The sequence below is a fragment of the Lactococcus sp. EKM203L genome (genome assembly GCF_011800585.1).
Classification (GTDB): domain Bacteria; phylum Bacillota; class Bacilli; order Lactobacillales; family Streptococcaceae; genus Lactococcus; species Lactococcus lactis.
On record NZ_JAALEQ010000013.1, the window covers coordinates 18,188 to 34,805 of the forward strand.

At 34.4% G+C, this 16,618-nt stretch carries 14 protein-coding genes; 12 read left to right on the forward strand and 2 right to left on the reverse strand.

The window, feature by feature from the left end; genetic code table 11:
* Positions 1–16 precede the first annotated feature (16 nt).
* From HFD15_RS12720 to HFD15_RS12755, 8 genes are all read left to right on the forward strand, one after another.
* The gene (locus HFD15_RS12720; protein ID WP_012898647.1) at positions 17–1,237 is read left to right on the forward strand and encodes an MFS transporter; all 1,221 of its coding nucleotides are present in this window, start codon (positions 17–19) and stop codon (positions 1,235–1,237) included.
* Positions 1,238–1,407: 170 nt separating this feature from the next.
* The gene (gene rsmD / locus HFD15_RS12725; protein ID WP_050558566.1) at positions 1,408–1,947 is read left to right on the forward strand and encodes a 16S rRNA (guanine(966)-N(2))-methyltransferase RsmD; all 540 of its coding nucleotides are present in this window, start codon (positions 1,408–1,410) and stop codon (positions 1,945–1,947) included.
* A gap of 47 nt (positions 1,948–1,994) precedes the next feature.
* Positions 1,995–2,492 carry a pantetheine-phosphate adenylyltransferase gene (gene coaD, locus HFD15_RS12730; RefSeq protein WP_010906348.1) on the forward strand — a complete coding sequence of 166 codons (498 nt, stop codon included), beginning with the start codon at positions 1,995–1,997 and terminating at the stop codon, positions 2,490–2,492.
* Positions 2,479–3,507 carry a SepM family pheromone-processing serine protease gene (locus HFD15_RS12735; RefSeq protein WP_003132657.1) on the forward strand — a complete coding sequence of 343 codons (1,029 nt, stop codon included), beginning with the start codon at positions 2,479–2,481 and terminating at the stop codon, positions 3,505–3,507. The genes coaD and HFD15_RS12735 overlap by 14 nt, the downstream gene beginning before the upstream one ends.
* A gap of 321 nt (positions 3,508–3,828) precedes the next feature.
* Positions 3,829–3,942 carry a KxxxW-cyclized peptide pheromone gene (locus HFD15_RS12740; protein ID WP_011836076.1) on the forward strand — a complete coding sequence of 38 codons (114 nt, stop codon included), beginning with the start codon at positions 3,829–3,831 and terminating at the stop codon, positions 3,940–3,942.
* Between the two features lie 67 nt (positions 3,943–4,009).
* The gene (kwcM, locus tag HFD15_RS12745) at positions 4,010–5,329 is read left to right on the forward strand and encodes a KxxxW cyclic peptide radical SAM maturase (protein ID WP_167593677.1); all 1,320 of its coding nucleotides are present in this window, start codon (positions 4,010–4,012) and stop codon (positions 5,327–5,329) included.
* A complete protein-coding gene (locus HFD15_RS12750; protein WP_012898644.1) occupies positions 5,326–6,465 on the forward strand; it encodes an MFS transporter in 1,140 nt (379 codons plus the stop codon). The genes kwcM and HFD15_RS12750 overlap by 4 nt, the downstream gene beginning before the upstream one ends.
* 110 nt (positions 6,466–6,575) lie before the next feature.
* Positions 6,576–7,433 carry an Rgg/GadR/MutR family transcriptional regulator gene (locus tag HFD15_RS12755; protein WP_058203259.1) on the forward strand — a complete coding sequence of 286 codons (858 nt, stop codon included), beginning with the start codon at positions 6,576–6,578 and terminating at the stop codon, positions 7,431–7,433.
* An 84-nt stretch (positions 7,434–7,517) separates the two neighbouring features.
* Here the strand turns inward: HFD15_RS12755 and adhE are convergent, their stop codons facing one another.
* Together adhE and HFD15_RS12765 are read right to left on the reverse strand one after the other, a co-directional pair.
* Positions 7,518–10,229, reverse strand: coding sequence for a bifunctional acetaldehyde-CoA/alcohol dehydrogenase (adhE, locus tag HFD15_RS12760; protein WP_023190259.1), 2,712 nt, complete (start codon positions 10,227–10,229; stop codon positions 7,518–7,520).
* 231 nt (positions 10,230–10,460) lie between these two features.
* Positions 10,461–11,486, reverse strand: a complete 1,026-nt coding sequence (locus HFD15_RS12765) for a lactonase family protein (RefSeq protein WP_058207977.1) — start codon at positions 11,484–11,486, stop codon at positions 10,461–10,463.
* A 357-nt stretch (positions 11,487–11,843) separates the two neighbouring features.
* Between HFD15_RS12765 and rpsB the strand changes: the two genes are divergently transcribed.
* The 4 genes from rpsB to HFD15_RS12785 all read left to right on the forward strand — a co-directional run bounded on the left by rpsB (position 11,844) and on the right by HFD15_RS12785 (position 16,443).
* Positions 11,844–12,611: a 30S ribosomal protein S2 gene (rpsB, locus tag HFD15_RS12770; RefSeq protein WP_010906340.1), complete on the forward strand. Its 768-nt coding sequence runs from the start codon at positions 11,844–11,846 to the stop codon at positions 12,609–12,611.
* 121 nt (positions 12,612–12,732) lie between these two features.
* A complete protein-coding gene (gene tsf, locus HFD15_RS12775) occupies positions 12,733–13,761 on the forward strand; it encodes a translation elongation factor Ts (RefSeq protein WP_015427183.1) in 1,029 nt (342 codons plus the stop codon).
* Between the two features lie 204 nt (positions 13,762–13,965).
* Entirely contained in the window at positions 13,966–15,696 is a 1,731-nt protein-coding gene (gene ezrA, locus HFD15_RS12780) for a septation ring formation regulator EzrA (RefSeq protein ID WP_003132670.1), read from the forward strand.
* Between the two features lie 255 nt (positions 15,697–15,951).
* Positions 15,952–16,443 (forward strand): hypothetical protein, encoded by a 492-nt coding sequence (locus HFD15_RS12785; RefSeq protein WP_023190262.1) that lies wholly within the window; start codon positions 15,952–15,954, stop codon positions 16,441–16,443.
* The last annotated feature ends 175 nt before the right edge of the window (positions 16,444–16,618 follow it).

Below are 16,618 nucleotides of genomic sequence, written 5' to 3' on the forward strand. Positions count from 1 at the left end.
AACAGAAAGAAATAAAATGAAAGATTTTTTTGGATTACATCCAACACTTAAAATTCGTTTAATCATGAATTTTTTTGGGACGCTTTGCTTTAGTACAGTGGGTGGCTCAATGACAATTTACTACAATAAATATATGGGAGCGGGAATCACGGGATTACTTTTAGTCATTAGTTCAGTCATGGTTTTCTTGGTTGGGCTTTATGCTGGTCATTTGTCCGACGTTCAGGGACGAAGACCTGTGATGATTTTCTCAACTGCCATTACTGGTTTTGGTGGAGCTTTAGCAACATTTGCAAACTCATCTTTTTACTTCAATCCTTGGGTCACTTTTTTAGGATTTCTTATTATTAATTTTGGTTTTGGCTTTTTTAACACCGCAAGTCAAGCGATGATTGTAGATTTGACAACAAGTGGAAATCGGCGAGTCGTTTATAGTATTCAATATTGGATTATCAATTTTGCAATCATGATTGGTTCAGGACTTTCAGGTTGGTTTTTCCGAGATTATTTGGTTTGGTTACTTTTAGCTATCACAATTGAAGAAATCGTTAGTTGTTTGGTTGTAATTTTTTGGATTGATGAATCCTTCAATCCAGATACTCAGCAGCATAAGCAAGAATCAAACATTATTAAAGCCTATTTCACAGTTGCTAAAGACCGTATTTTCATGTATTATTTATTTGCTTCGGTCTTTATTGCGATGATTTTTAATCAAATTGATTATTATCTTCCAGTCCATTTGAGTGATAGTTTTAGAACAGCAAGGATTTTTGGAATTGAAGTTTATGGACAACGGATGCTGACAATTTTCCTAATGGTCAATACCTTAGTCATCGTATTATTTATGGGGAGAGTCAACAAACTAACCAAAAACTGGTCACGAAGTAGTGGAATATCCATTGGAATTATTTTGCAAGGTTTGGGCTTCATGATTGCATTTCTTGGTCGTGATTTAACTTGGGAACTGATTGCAGCATTGATAGCAACAATCGGTGAAATGATTTTGGTTCCATTTTCACAGGCTCTGCGAGCCGATTTAATGGATGGAGACCAAGTGGGAACTTATACAGGAGCTTTTTCAGTGACTCAGCCTATCGCTTCGGTCTTGTCAGGAATCCTTGTGTCTCTCTCAAGTCTTTATGGAAATATTGGAATGACCATCTTCATGTTTTTCATTATTGTATTAGGTGTGCTGCCCTCACTACGAGCAATTCGGATGCATGAAAGTCATTCATGAGTTAAATATAGGTAAAAATAAGTTTCAAAAGTTAGAATGAAATTCTGATTTGAGAAACTTATTTTTTTGTCAGTAAAATAATAAGAAAATTTTTACTGACAGAACCTTTAAACCAAGGCTTACAGGGAGATTCGGCTCTCCATTTGAAATTTTGTGATATAATTATTTTCATGAGAGTAGTATCAGGAAATTATGGCGGAAGACCGCTGAAAACATTGGCAGGAAAAACAACAAGACCAACCACCGATAAAGTTAAAGGAGCCATTTTTAATATGATTGGCCCTTATTTTGAAGGGGGACGTGTTCTTGATTTATTTGCAGGCTCAGGTAGTTTGGCAATTGAAGCCATTTCAAGAGGAATGGATCACGCCATTCTCGTCGAAAAAGACAGAGCAGCTCAACAAGTCATTTTGGAAAATATCAAGATGACCAAAGAGCCTGAAAAATTTCAATTATTAAAAATGTCAGCAGAACGAGTCTTATCAAACTTGTCAGAGACTTTTGATTTAGTCCTCTTAGACCCACCTTATTCTAAAGAACAAATTGTTGAAAACTTAGAACTTTTGCAAGAGAAAAAACGACTGACAGAAAATGTAATTGTCGTCTGTGAAACAGACAAGGAAGTTGAACTCCCTGACCAAATTGGGAAATTAGAGCTGACCAGACAAAAAACTTACGGAATTTCTAAAATTTCAATTTATGAATTTTGACTTTTACTGACAGAAATTCTGTCAGTAAATTAAGAAAGAAAAAAGTAATGACAGAAAAAATTGGACTCTTTACAGGAACTTTTGACCCACTGACAAATGGTCATTTAGACGTTATCAAACGTGCCAGTCAACATTTTGATCAACTTTATGTTGGAATTTTTAAAAATGACCAAAAAAATCCACTTTTTCCAACTGATAAACGAGTGGAAATGCTAGAAGAAGCACTGACAAGTCTGTCAGTAACTCATAAAGTCAAAGTCATCAAACATGAACGTGATTTGACAGTGAATATTGCTAAAAAACTTGGCGTGACAGCTCTGGTTCGTTCTTTGCGTAATAGCCAAGATTTAGAATATGAAAAAAATATGTTCTATTTTAATATGGAAATGACAGGCATTGAAACCATCTTTTTCTTAGCAAAACCAGAACTTGAACCATTAAATTCAACACGGATGCGAGAATTACATGCCTTTGGTCAAGATGTCAGTGCTTGGGTTCCAGAAAATGTGAGTCGTGAATTAAGGAAATTAGATGAAAAAAAATAAAAAAATTAATCCCAAATTAAAATGGGGAATCTCGATTGGTCTAATTGTTGTTGCCCTTTTAGCTTTATTTTATCCAACGAGTTACTATGTGGAAATGCCCGGAACAACCGAGCCTTTAGGGAAAATGGTCAAAGTTGAAGGCAAAAAAGATGAACATAAAGGTGATTTTTTCCTGACGACTGTCCAAATTGCACGAGCAAATCTTGCTACAATGATTTACAGCCATTTTAATAGTTTTACAAGCATTTACAGTGAGCAAGAAATGACTGGCGGACTTAACGACGCACAGTTCAACCGTGTCAACCAGTTTTACATGGAAACGGCACAGAATACAGCGATTTATCAAGCTTTTAAATTAGCTAATAAACCTTATGAACTTAAATATGAAGGCGTTTATGTCCTTGATATTGCCAAAAATTCGACCTTTAAAAATAAGCTAGAACTTGCAGATACGATTACAGCAGTCAATGGTCAACAGTTTACATCAAGTGCCGACATGATTGCTTATGTTTCCAAACAAAAAGTCGGTGATTCAGTAACGATTGAATACACGAGAATTGACGGCACAAAGCACAAGTCAACTGGCAAATACATCAAAATTGCTAATGGAAAAACAGGAATTGGGATCAGCCTAGTTGACCATACTGAAGTCGTGACGACTCCAAAAGTTACTGTCAACGCGGGTTCAATCGGTGGTCCCTCTGCGGGGATGATGTTTACACTAGAAATTTACAGTCAGTTGACAGGAAAAGATTTGCGAAACGGTCGCGAAATTGCTGGAACTGGGACGATTGAACACGACGGAAGCATTGGTCAAATCGGCGGTGTTGATAAAAAAGTAGCCACAGCGAGTAAAGAAGGGGCAAAAGTCTTCTTAGTGCCTGATTCAGGCACCAAAAAGGAAAGTAGCAACAATTACCTTGGAGCCAAAGCCGCCGCTAAAAAACTAAAAACGAAGATGAAAATCGTTCCCGTCAAAACTATTCAGGACGCTTTAGATTATTTAGAAAAATAAAAACTACTGACAGCTTTTCTGTCAGTAGTTTTTTCATCGGATATTTTTGGAATATATGACAAAAGATAAATAAAATAAATTTTTTTATAAAAAGTTTAGAATTGGGGTTTTGAAAGTAAAAACTGGAGATAGAGTAATAAAAATAAAGAAGAAAAAAAGAGAGCCAATATAGTAACAACGTGGGTTTTCTCATGAACTTAACAATTAATAGAGTTTTGGCATATATTCCAAATAAAATTTATACTATCAATAATTTTGATAAAATAACAGATACCAATTGAATCAAAATTGGTATCTGTCTATATTAAAAGGAGATTTATTATGCAAAAAGAACTTAAAGAACAATCAACCAAACCAGAGCTTTTGGCAATGCTTAAAAATGTATTGGAAAATAGTTCAATGGCTAAGGGAGATGGATGGGCTGCTAGCAAATAAAATTTGATAGCAGAATTGGCGACGTTTAGTCGCCTTTTTTTGAGTAATATTTAGAAAGGATGTTAATATGTACGTTTTATCAGATGAATTATTATTTAGAGTTGAGAAAAACGGCGGAATTTTAATAAATAAAAATAATTTTAGCAGATTAGAATTGTCAGAAAGTGAGTCTATTTTTTTATCTTTAGTAAAAGAAATGGGAAAAGAAAAAGCATTTAACGAATACATAAAATATTTTAATGCTGATTCTCTAACAAAAATTTTACGAGAAAAAATTTATAAAAAAGGAGAGATAGAAGAAAAAGAGGTATCTTCTTTCTCAATTATTAATAAAATACAAAGTAAGATTAAAGAGCTGAAAAAATTAAATCAAATGAGTTTTCCGCTAGAGTTAGTGATTTATCCTAGTATGTATTGCAATCTTCATTGTGGCTTTTGCTTTCTTGCAAACAGAGAAGACGAAAATGTTCATCTTGCAGATGATTGGAAAAAGATTTTAAGTCAAGCAAAAGAAAATGGAATTTTATCATTTTCTATATTAGGTGGGGAGCCAACGAAATATAAAGACATAGATAATCTTTTAAAAATTATTGATTCATTGAAAGTAGTGACAACAATAACAACAAATGGTCAAGAGATAAAAAAATCAACAATAGATATTATTTGCCAATCTGATTATATTACCCCAGTTATATCTCTTGAATCAATAGATGATTTTAAAAATTTTGAACTCATGGGTACAAGGGCAAAAAGAGGAATAGAATTAATAAAGCTTTTTCATGAAAGAAAAAAGAAAGTCAGATTAAATACGTTTTATTCTAATCAAAGTGAAGAGGATATTATGGAGCTCTTGAAGTTTGCGATTAAAAACGAAATTGACCGTTTTTCTATTGCGGACTACTCCGAAGTGACTGGTTTTACAAAAATAACAAAAATATACAATATATCAGACCTGAGAAAATTAGAAGAAAAAGTTAGAAGATATCTACTAGATAATAAAATAGATAATTTCAATTTTTCAGTTGAAGGATGTTTTTATTTTACGGCTTTTCCAGAGTTAATTGAGGAGGGAAAAAATCTATCGGAATTTGAAAATATGTATTTTGGTTGTAGAGCGAAGCATACGAAAATGGAGATTTTATCTAACGGGGATGTCTTACCTTGTATTGCATTTTTAGGTGAAAAGCATACTTCCAATGCTTTTCATCAAACATTGGCTGAAATATGGAAAAACGATTCAAATTATACAGAAGTTAGAGAATTTAAAACAGAAAATAAAGATTGTTTAAAGTGCTCAATGTTAAGAATTTGCGAGGGGGGATGCTATCCCAAATTACAAAGAACATTAAATCCTAACTTTACGAAAGATAAAACTTGTCAGCTATGAAAATCATAATCAAATATAAACAACTTTTTCTATTTAAACTCTTTTTGTCCCTCCTTCCCTATTTTTTTATTAGCATATTAATTATGAATGCTTTGGGTTATAGATATTCTGAGATTATGATTATTAGTGCAATGACGCAAATAATAGGAGTGATTTTAAATCTACCGCTAGGTATTTATGCTGAACAAAAAAATAGAAAAAAAGTATTATTACTTAATAATATTTTGTCAATTATTGCTTTTACCCTATTTTTATTTGAAAAATTTTATTTAGCAATCTTAGCAGCGGTCATACTTGGGATATCAGAAGCTCTATCTTCTGGAGTAATGCAAACTTTTTCTTATGAACAATTTCCAGATGATGTTACATATCGCAAATATCTTGAAGGCAGCAGTTCAATACAATATCTTGCAATATCAGTGATGACAATTATCACACCAGCCATACTACATTTCAATCGTTTTTTACCAATCATAATATCAGTAGCATTTATTGTTTTTTCAACCATTTTTTTATGTTTTATAAAATTAGAAAAAAGAGAAGAAAAACAAGAAGAAAAAATAACTATTAATATAAGGACATTACGAAAGGGATTAAAAGTATCGTCTAAGCTAAACTTATTCATTTTATTAGGAATAACTGTCACAACACTCATCATGTCTGTCAATAGTTGGAGTAGTATTTTATTGAAATATCATTATTTTCCACTTAAGTATTTAGGGCTTGTTTTGTTTACTTTTAATGTATGTATGGCAATTGGGAGTCGAATAAAGTGGAAAAAATTATCGATAGTTATGCTATTACCATTAATATCAATTCTTTTATTTTTTACAAAATCGGTATTTACTACTATTGTTTTATTTTCTATTTTTAGATTAATAAATGGTGGCTATAATAACTTTTTCATTGGGGAATTTAATAAACTAATAAAAAATAATCGAGTAGTTTTCTGGTCAATATATGATACATTTTTATCTCTGTTTTTTATTTTTGCTGATTTATCAAGCGGTCTAATTGCCCAAAATTTAACTGTAGAATTTATTTATTTAATATTTGGTCTGATTTCCTTACTTATTCTCCTAATTTATCTTTTAGCTAGAAAAAATATTTATTTTAGAAAAATAAAAAACTACTGACAGAAAAGCTGTCAGTAGTTTTTTTATCTAGTTTACAAGCTAAAAGCAAAGTTGTATAATAATTTCAAATAATTTAATAAATTTGGAATATATGACAAAGGGAAAATGAAATGGAAAAAAATTTAAAAACCGGAATAATAATTGCTTTTATCAGAGAAACGAAGCATCTGAAATTAAAAGAAATGACTGGTGGCGATTTTTCAGAATCTCAGCTCGCAAAATTTGAAAAAGGAGAAACAGAGATTACGGTGGGTAAACTATTTACCGTTTTAGAAAACTCAAATGTCTATTTAGATGAATTTCAAAACCTTTATAACGAATATGAACAATCAGATGAATACAACTACCGTCACGAGTTGGCTGTGGCTTATGCGCAAAAAAATATCAAAGTAATAAAGGAAATTCAAAATTTTTGGGAAGAAAAATGCCAACAGAAACCTGATAATAAATTTTATCAGATTAATAAAATAGTGGTTAAAATCAACTTAGCAATGGCAAAAGGTTCTACTGTTTTTAAGGAAGATACTGACTTTTTGATGAACTACCTTGAATCTATCAGCGAATGGGGACGCTATGAACTATGGATTTTTGGGAATTGTCTTCGACATTTTGATGATAATGCTTTAGAGTATTATGGAATGCAAATTTTAGGAAAAGCAAATTATTATCACTCAATTCATCTCAATCAGCAGATCGTAATAAGAACATTTTTAAATCTTATTGATACTTGGTTACGTCGAGAAAATTTGATGCAAGCTTTTAAATATATCAATCACTTAAATGAAATAGGAATAAGTATCAATTTTTTCTATGAAAAAATTATTTTAAAATATCATGAAGCTCATTATAAAGTATTGCAAAAACAAAACGGAGCGATTGAAGAAATGAAAAAACACGCGCAAACCTTGGGAGATTACGGTTACTCAGTAGAAGCAAAAGCTCTTTTTGAAGAAATTGAAAAATTATAATCCTTTGACATTAATTTATATTCTATTAAAAAAGCGCCCAGATAAATTTATATGGGCGTTTTAATTACTTTCATCAATAGATTATTAGTATTGGTCTAACAAGAGTTGTTTAATCTCTTCAATACGTGGTTGACGAGGATTAGCAGGAGTACATTGATCATCATAAACAAGGTCAGCCAATTTATCAAGTTCACGTTCAAGGTGAGCTTTATCGACACCATTTCCTGAAAGGGTGATATTAATATCAATGCTATCAGTCAGTTTCTTAAGTTCAGCAACCAGAGCTTGCACAGCTTTTTCATCTGAATCATCTTTACCAGCAAATCCCATGAAGCGTGAAATTTCAGCGTAGTCCTCTTGAGCACGATATGTTTCATAACGTGGGTAAGGGGTACGTTTAACGTTTCCTGTTACAGCGTTAAATTTAATGACATGTGGCATAGCGATGGCAATGGCAAGACCATGAGGAAGTCCAAATTCACCACCAATTTTATGAGCAAGTGAGTGGTTAATTCCAAGGAAAGCATTAGCGAAGGCCATACCAGCGAGTGTTGCAGCATTGTGCATATTTTCGCGGGCTTTTTGTCCTTCTTTAGTTGGATGCGCTGGGTCATAATGATAAGACTCAGTCAAGTTTTCAAAGATAAGTTTGATCGCTTGAAGTGAAATTGGTTTTGTATAGTCAGAAGACATAACAGAAACGTAAGATTCAAGCGCGTGTGACATCGCATCAATACCAGACCAAGAAACAGTACGTTTTGGTACAGTCATAACAAACTCAGGGTCAACAATGGCAACTTGTGGTGTTAATTGGTAGTCAGCAAGTGGGTACTTAACATGAGTTTCATCATCAGTGATAACTGCAAATGGAGTCACTTCAGAACCAGTACCAGAAGTAGTAGGAATTGCAACCATTTGTGCTTTATGTGGATGGTAGAATTTAATAATACGTTTACGAATATCGACAAATTTTTGAGCTAATTCTTGGAAAAGTTCTTTCAAACTTGCATCATCAGAAAGGTCAGCTTCACCACGAGCATCATATTCATAAATCAAACGACCAATCTTACCAGCATCGAGAGCAGAACCACCACCAAGACAGATGACAGTGTCAGGTTCAAATTGTTTCATTTGACGAGCGATTGCAATTGCTTCGCTCAAAGTTGGGTCAGGTTGAACAGAGCCATAAATGCTTGTTTCAACTTGAGTTGGGCGGATAGCAAGTTGTTCCAAAACTTTATCAACGAAACCAAATTTAACCATACCAGGGTCAGCAACGATGAAAGCTTTGTGAACGTGTGGCAATTCTTGTAAGTAAGAAATTGCATTTTTTTCGTAGTAAATTTCTTTTGGCAAACGAACCCATTGTGGGCGATTACGACGTTTAGCCACTGTTTTAACATTCAATAGATCGTATGTACTCAAATTGTGTGAAAGTGAATTTTTCCCCCATGAACCAGTTCCAAGTGTAAGTGATGGACGCATTGCATCAGTATAGATATCTCCGACCCCACCAATAGAATCTGGTTGGTTAACGAGGATACGAGAAGCTTCAACTTTTTCGCCATATTCTTTAACGAATGGATCATCCATTGCACCGATTTGAATTGCAGCATTATGTCCAGCACCTTGATAAGCAAGTAAGCTACGTACAATCTCAATTCCTTCTTCACGTGTTTCAGCTTTGTAGATTGAAAGCAAAGGAGAAAGTTTTTCAGAAGAAAGTGCTTCACCAATATTTTTCTTATCAAGTTCAAAAAGAAGGACATCTTTATCTTTAGGAACTTTGACACCAGCTTGTTCAGCAATCCATTGACCAGAACGACCGGCAACAGGACCAGTTACTCCAAAACCTTCACCAGCACGTTCAACAAAAACGAAACTTTCAATAGCTTTGTAGTCTTTTTTAGGAACCATATAAGCGCCTTGTTCTTGCATTTTAGCAATAAATTCATCATAAACTGAAGCATCAATAACAGCTGAATTTTCAGTGGCACAAATCATCCCATTATCAAAACGTTTTGAAAGCAAAAGGTCTTCAACGGCACGTTCAATATTTGCAGTAGCATCAACATAAACAGCACCATTACCAGCTCCAACACCAAGTGAAGGGTTACCAGATTTGAGTGCGGCGTTTACCATTCCTGGGCCACCAGTTGCAAGGATTGTTGCAAGTCCACGGTTTTGAATCAAGGCGGTAGTCATGTCAAGGCTTGGTACTTCAATCCATTGAATAAAGTCTTCCGGTGCACCAGCTTCAATTGCAGCATCGTAAACAATTTTTGCTGCATGGCTTGAACATTTTTGAGCTTGAGGGTGGAAAGCGAAAACAATAGCATTACGTGTTTTTGCAGTCAATAAAGATTTAAAGATTGCTGTTGATGTTGGATTAGTTGTTGGAACGATACCAGCAAGTACACCGAGAGGGCTTGCGATTTCAACAGATCCAGCAACCTTGTTTTCAGAAATGACACCAACAGTTTTGTCATTTTTAATTGCGTTATAAACAGATTCAGAAGCAAAGTGGTTTTTGGTATCTTTGTCTTCGACAACACCACGACCAGTTTCGTTAACGGCTTCATGAGCGAGTTCTAGAGAATGTTTGCTTGCTGCAAGAGCCATTGCAGCGACAATAGTATCGACTTGAGTTTGTGTATATCCTTCAAATTTAAGAACAGCAGCTTGTGCTTTTTTGACTAATTTGTCAGTATAAGCAACAGCTTCTTGGAATTTTGCGGCTTTTTCTTCAGCGCTTAAAACTTTCTTTGCAGCTGGAGCGGCTTTTTTAGTTGCCATATTTGTAGGTTCTCCTTTGTGATTTCATTCACTTTCTTTTACGTGAATAGTTTAACAAAGTTTTTTATAGATGTCAAGCAATATTGTGATGGTTTTTACAAAAACACTCATCAAAAGTTTAGAAAACGGTTTATAACAAGCTTTACTGAAGAAAAAAAGATTGCTAATTCTTTGAGAGAAATTAGCAATCTTTTTTAGTTTATCAGTCAAACTTTGTGAAAAAATAAATTTTTATAGTGGTAAAACACAAGTGATTTCAGGAGCGTAAAAATCTTTTTGTTCCAAAGTTAAAGTACCGGTTTTTTTATCTCGCAAGAAAAGAGATAAATTATCAGATTCTTGATGAGCGACAATGATATAATCTTCAGTTTTGTTGAAATTAAAATCGCGAGGGATATGACCTTCAGTATTTGTCCAGCCAATAGTTTCAAGTTTTGTACCAAGAGGACTTACTTTGTAAGTTGTCAAAGAATCATGTCCACGATTAGAAGTATAGAGGAATTTACCGTCAGATGAAATACGGATGGCAGCAACACCATTTGCTCCATGATAATCTTCAGGTAGGGTGCTAATTGTTTGAAGACGAGCAAAGCGTCCTTTTTCTTCATTGTAACTTAAAACTTCAATTGTTGAATTTAACTCTCCAACCAAATAAGCGATTTTACCATTTGGATGGAAAGTAATATGACGAGCACCCATTCCTTTTTCTGTCCGATAAATTGTAGCAATATTGAGTTTACCTTCACCAATGACATCATAAACAGTGACTTCATCTGTTCCCAAATCACAGGTGACAAGTCGTCCGTCAGGAGTCAAATCAGAATAATGAACGTGTGAGCTAGCTTGTTCAGGACGTGGTCCAGAACCGGTATGTTTTACTGTATCCGTTAATCTGAGTGAGCCATTAGCTTGAATCTTATAAACACGAACTTCTCCAAGATGATAGTTCGCTCCGTAAACTAATTGTCGCGCTTCGTCCACGGCAACATAGCAGAGTGGAGCTCCCGTGGTTGTGACATTTCCGAGATGAGTAGCAGTTTCGCCATCAAAATCAAAGGCGGCGATTCCTCCACCATTACTATCTGCTGCACAAGTATAGAGGTGTCCCTTTTCATCGAGAGTGATATAAGTAGGGTTTTGAACCGCAGCGACTTCATTTAATGATGATAATTCAGCAGCTTTAGTGTCCAAAAGAACACTATATACGCCTTTAGATACACGTTTTGTATAGCCGCCTAAAAGGATTTTTTCTTTCATATTTCTCTCCTCACAAACTAATTTATTTACTATAATTATTTTATCACAAAAAAAGCGGTTTCAGCAAAAATATTAATTTTTTCTTAGAAAAAAATTTAAAAACTTACTCTTTTAGTGATTATAGAGCCTAAATTAACAATTAAATTTGTCAGATAATAGGAGTGGTTAGAAAAATAGATTTACTGAACAATAGAAGCGTGAATAGATACTTGCAAAAATAGGTCAAACAATGTATAATGATAGAGTTGCTATGCAACCATCTCGCATTTCGTCTCGACAAAGTCGTAGTGTACACAAGTATTGCGGCTGCGGATGACAGATGAAAGAGGAAAAACTATTTTAAAAGGAGACATTAACATGTCAGTTATTTCAATGAAACAACTTCTTGAAGCTGGTGTTCACTTCGGTCACCAAACTCGTCGTTGGAACCCAAAAATGAAACCATACATCTTCACAGAACGTAATGGTATTCACGTTATCGACCTTCAAAAAACTGTAAAACTTGTTGACGATGCTTACAACTATGTAAAAAACGCTTCACAAGAAGGTGCAGTAGTTCTTTTTGTTGGTACTAAAAAACAAGCTGCAGAAGCAGTTAAAGAAGAAGCTCTCCGCGCTGGTCAATACTACGTAAACCACCGTTGGTTGGGTGGTATGCTCACTAACTGGAACACTATCCAAACACGTGTGACACGCCTTAAAGAAATCAACAAAATGGAAGAAGAAGGAACTTTCGAAGTTTTACCTAAGAAAGAAGTAGTTCTTCTTAACAAAGAACGCGAACGCCTTGAAAAATTCATCGGTGGTATCGCTGATATGCCTCGTATTCCAGATGTTATGTACATCGTTGACCCACATGCTGAACAAATCGCAGTTAAAGAAGCTAAAACTTTGGGAATCCCAGTTGTAGCAATGGTTGACACAAACGCAGATCCAGAACCAATCGACGTAGTTATCCCTGCAAATGATGATGCTATCCGTGCTGTTAAATTGATTACAGCTAAAATGGCAGACGCTATCATTGAAGGACGTCAAGGTGAAGATGCAGCGGATGATTTCGTAGCAGAAGAAGCAGCTTCAGAAGAATCACTTGAAGAACTTGCTGAAATCGTTGAAGGTAAATAATTTTAACTTCAACTTATACTAATTAAGTAACTACAACAGGCGAGGCCTTACGCCTCGCCTGTTTTTTTAAATAAAACTACTGTCAATACTGACAGAAAAAAACACATAGGAGATTTACAAAATGGCAGTAACAGCAGCTCAAGTAAAAGAATTACGTGAAAAAACTGGTGCAGGAATCATGGACGCTAAACGCGCTCTTGTTGAAACTGACGGAAATATGGAAGCAGCAGCAGAACTTCTTCGTGAAAAAGGGATTGCGAAAGCAGCTAAAAAAGCTGATCGTGTAGCCGCTGAAGGACTTACAGGAATTGCCGTAAACGGAAATGTTGCAGCGATTGTTGAATTGAACTCAGAAACAGACTTCGTAGCTAAAAATGATCAATTTGTTGCCTTGGTTAAAGAAACAGCAGAACTTATTGCGTCTAAAAAACCAGCAACTAACGAAGAAGCATTGGCACTTGAAACAGCTTCAGGTATTACTCTTGAAGCAGAACTTGTTCAAGCGACTGCTACAATCGGAGAAAAAATTACTTTCCGTCGTTTTGCAGTAATTGAAAAAACTGATGCTCAACACTTTGGAGCTTACCAACATAACGGTGGTAAAATTGGGGTTGTTTCTGTCGTTGAAGGTGCAGATGAAACACTTGCTAAACAACTATCAATGCATATCGCTGCAATGAACCCTACTGTTCTTTCAGCTGATGAACTTGATTCAGAATTTGTAAAAGCTGAATTAGCACAAATGAACCACAAAATTGATGAAGACAACGCTAGCCGTGTACTTGTTAACAAACCAGAACTTCCACACCATGAATTTGGTTCTAAGAGCCAATTAACAGAAGAAGTTCTTGCAGCAGCGAAAGCTTCATTTGAAGAAGAACTCAAAGCTGAAGGAAAACCAGAAAAAATCTGGGACAAAATTCTTCCAGGTAAAATGGCTAAATTCATCGTTGACAATACAAAAGTTGACCAACAATTTGCTCTTCTTGCACAACTTTACATCATGGATGACAGCAAAACAGTCGAAGCTTTCCTTGAATCAAAAGGAGCTAAAGCAATTGCATTCACACGTTTTGAAGTTGGTGAAGGAATTGAAAAAGCTGAAACAGACTTCGCAGCAGAAGTTGAAGCAGCAAAAGCAGGACTTTAATTTAATTAAAAAGCAGCCTCTAGAGGTTGCTTTTTTTATTTTGAAAATAAAAAAGGGCTTTTCGGTTAGAAAACTAAGAAAATAGTGTATTTCTTTGACGCATTATGCTATAATTATATTTGAGATTTTCTATCTATTTAAAATCTATCTAACCTAAGTAATTAAACTATTTTTAAGTAATTAAATCATTTTATGGAGTAAAGCATGTCAAGTACTGTCATTATCCTCATTGTTGTCTTATTAGTTATTCTCGTTGCCTTTTATGCTTTTGCAATATTAATGCGAAAGAAAACAGAAGACCGTATACTAGCCTTAGAAGAGCGAAAGGAATCGCTTTTCGATTTGCCTGTTCAAGAAGAAATTGATTCTGTTAAAAAAATGCATCTCGTCGGACAATCGCAAACGATTTTCCGTGAATGGAACCAAAAATGGCTTGACTTATCATCAAATTCTTTTGCTGATTTGGAAGAACATATTTTTGAAGCTGAACAATTAAACGATTCATTCCATTTTTTCCGTGCTCGTGAATCTGTAGCGGATAGTGAGGCCCAAATTGAATTAATGGAAGGTGATGTCGAAGGAATTCGTCAAGGTGTTGCTCAACTTGTTGAACAAGAAAAGCGTAATTCAAATAAAATTCAAGAGTCCCTTGATTTATATGATAACTTACGTAGCGATATTGCTGACAATGCAGATTTGTATGGAACAGTTATTACTGAACTTGAAAAACATTTAGCCAATATCGAAACAGAATTTTCTCAGTTTGTAACGCTAAACTCAACAGGTGATCCGATTGAAGCGGCTGAAGTTTTGGAAACTGCTGAAGAACATACGATTGCTTTACGTGCAATTACAGAACAAATTCCATCATTTATTAAAACAATTGAAAAAGATGTTCCTAAACGACTTGAAGAATTGCAAGAAGCGAGTGATAAATTCGTTGCAGAAGAATACATTCTTCCCGATAATGTCAACATTAAAGAAAGAATGGATGATTTACATGATCATCTCGTTGAAAGTAGTTCATTATTAGAACAATTTGAACTAGATCGAGTAGAAGCTGAACTTGGTTTAATTCAAGAAAAAGTTGAAGAACTTTATGCTATTTTTGAAAGAGAATATAGCGCACGTCGAAATGTTGAAAAACGTTCATCAGTTCTCAAAGAATATATTGAACATATCAGAGCAAATAATAAAAATCTTCTCCTTGAAATTGACCATGTTACACAAGCCTATATCCTTTCTGGGAACGAAAAAGGATATGTTAGAGGTTATCAAGAACATTTAGAATCTCTTGACTCAGATGTTGATGAAATTCTAGGAAATATTCAAGCTAAAACAATGCCTTACTCAATTCTTTCACGTAGAGTAAATTCAGTAGTCAATGCGCTTGAAGATATTGAGAAGAACCAAATTAAGATTAGTGATACCCTTACAGGACTCAGAGATGAAGAAAGAGCAGCTCAAGAAATTGCAGAACGCTTTGATTCTGAACTTCGTACAATAAAACGTTATGTTGAAAAATGTAATCTCCCTGGACTTCCTAAAGATTATCTCGACTTGTTCTTCACAACAGGAGATCGAGTACAAAATCTGTTCAAAGAATTAGGACGAGTTAGAATCAACATTGATACAATTAATCATCTTGTTGACGTAAGCACTGAAGATATGCACGTTTTAAAAGAAGCAACGACTAATTTGACTGACCATGCGGTATTAGCTGAACAATTGATTCAATATGCTAATCGGTATAAAGCTGCAAATGAACAAGTAGCACAAGGGATCTCAAGAGCGCTTCAATTATTTGAAAACAGCCGTGACTATGATGGTTCATTTGATGAAATTTCAAAAACGCTAGAACTTGTAGAACCAGGTGCAGCTTCTAGAATTTCAGGAGTTTATTTTAAAAATAAACCTACTCCTGATTACTTATAAAATAAAAAAGCAAGGTAAATAGCCTTGCTTTTATTTATTGGGTTATAAATTCTGAATATTCGCATAATATCGTTAGGTAAAACACGTAAAAATTATTATAATGTAATAAAAGCCATAAAAATGTCTTGGAAGGATAGATATGAAAATAGCTCATTATAATAAGATGCTCCCTGACTGTTTATTAGATATACATTCTCCACCCCTATCTTCTTACTAATAAATCAAATAAAGATAATATAAAAGGAGAACTTTCCAATGACATATTACTTGGAAGAAGAGGGTTTTGAAATTCTGTTTTCAGAAATGAAACCTATAGTCATGAAATTAATGAAACAAATTCGCATTAGAACATGGAAAATAGAGGATTATCTTCAAGAGGGGATGATTATTTTACATCTTCTATTAGAAGAGCAGAGCGATGGTCAAAAGCTGCATACAAAATTTAAGGTAAAGTATCATCAAAGATTAATAGATGAATTAAGACGAAGTTATGCAAAGAAACGAAGCCATGACCATTTTATAGGTTTAGATGTTTATGAATGCTCAGACTGGATAAATTCAGGTGATACTAGTCCAGATAATGAAGTGGTCTTCAATCATTTGCTGGCAGAAGTATATGAAGGTTTGAGCGCACATTATCAAGACTTACTACTTCGACAAATGCGAGGAGAAGAACTAACTCGAATGCAACGGTATCGCCTTCGTGAAAAAATAAAGGCCATCTTATTTTCAGAAGACGAAGAGTGAAGAGGAATTCCCTATTTTAATAAAAATAGGGAGTTTTTTGATAAGAAAAGAAAAAAGCAAGTTAAAAAAGACTTATTTTTTTAATTTGTCAAAGCTAGTGGTGGCATGAAATAAAGCGAATACAGGAGAGGGAAAAAGCGAACGTAAGATAAAAAAAGGTATAAAAGTCACAGTT

Excerpts from the sequence above, each read along its gene's own strand:
- coaD (WP_010906348.1), top strand. The coding sequence starts at position 1,995 with ATGACAGAAAAAATTGGACTCTTTACAGGAACTTTTGACCCACTGACA.
- HFD15_RS12735 (WP_003132657.1), top strand. The coding sequence starts at position 2,479 with ATGAAAAAAAATAAAAAAATTAATCCCAAATTAAAATGGGGAATCTCG.
- HFD15_RS12765 (WP_058207977.1), bottom strand. The coding sequence starts at position 11,486 with ATGAAAGAAAAAATCCTTTTAGGCGGCTATACAAAACGTGTATCTAAA.
- HFD15_RS12785 (WP_023190262.1), top strand. The coding sequence starts at position 15,952 with ATGACATATTACTTGGAAGAAGAGGGTTTTGAAATTCTGTTTTCAGAA.
- tsf (WP_015427183.1), top strand. The coding sequence starts at position 12,733 with ATGGCAGTAACAGCAGCTCAAGTAAAAGAATTACGTGAAAAAACTGGT.
- rsmD (WP_050558566.1), top strand. The coding sequence starts at position 1,408 with ATGAGAGTAGTATCAGGAAATTATGGCGGAAGACCGCTGAAAACATTG.
- adhE (WP_023190259.1), bottom strand. The coding sequence starts at position 10,229 with ATGGCAACTAAAAAAGCCGCTCCAGCTGCAAAGAAAGTTTTAAGCGCT.
- HFD15_RS12740 (WP_011836076.1), top strand. The coding sequence starts at position 3,829 with ATGCAAAAAGAACTTAAAGAACAATCAACCAAACCAGAGCTTTTGGCA.
- HFD15_RS12750 (WP_012898644.1), top strand. The coding sequence starts at position 5,326 with ATGAAAATCATAATCAAATATAAACAACTTTTTCTATTTAAACTCTTT.
- kwcM (WP_167593677.1), top strand. The coding sequence starts at position 4,010 with ATGTACGTTTTATCAGATGAATTATTATTTAGAGTTGAGAAAAACGGC.
- rpsB (WP_010906340.1), top strand. The coding sequence starts at position 11,844 with ATGTCAGTTATTTCAATGAAACAACTTCTTGAAGCTGGTGTTCACTTC.
- HFD15_RS12755 (WP_058203259.1), top strand. The coding sequence starts at position 6,576 with ATGGAAAAAAATTTAAAAACCGGAATAATAATTGCTTTTATCAGAGAA.
- ezrA (WP_003132670.1), top strand. The coding sequence starts at position 13,966 with ATGTCAAGTACTGTCATTATCCTCATTGTTGTCTTATTAGTTATTCTC.
- HFD15_RS12720 (WP_012898647.1), top strand. The coding sequence starts at position 17 with ATGAAAGATTTTTTTGGATTACATCCAACACTTAAAATTCGTTTAATC.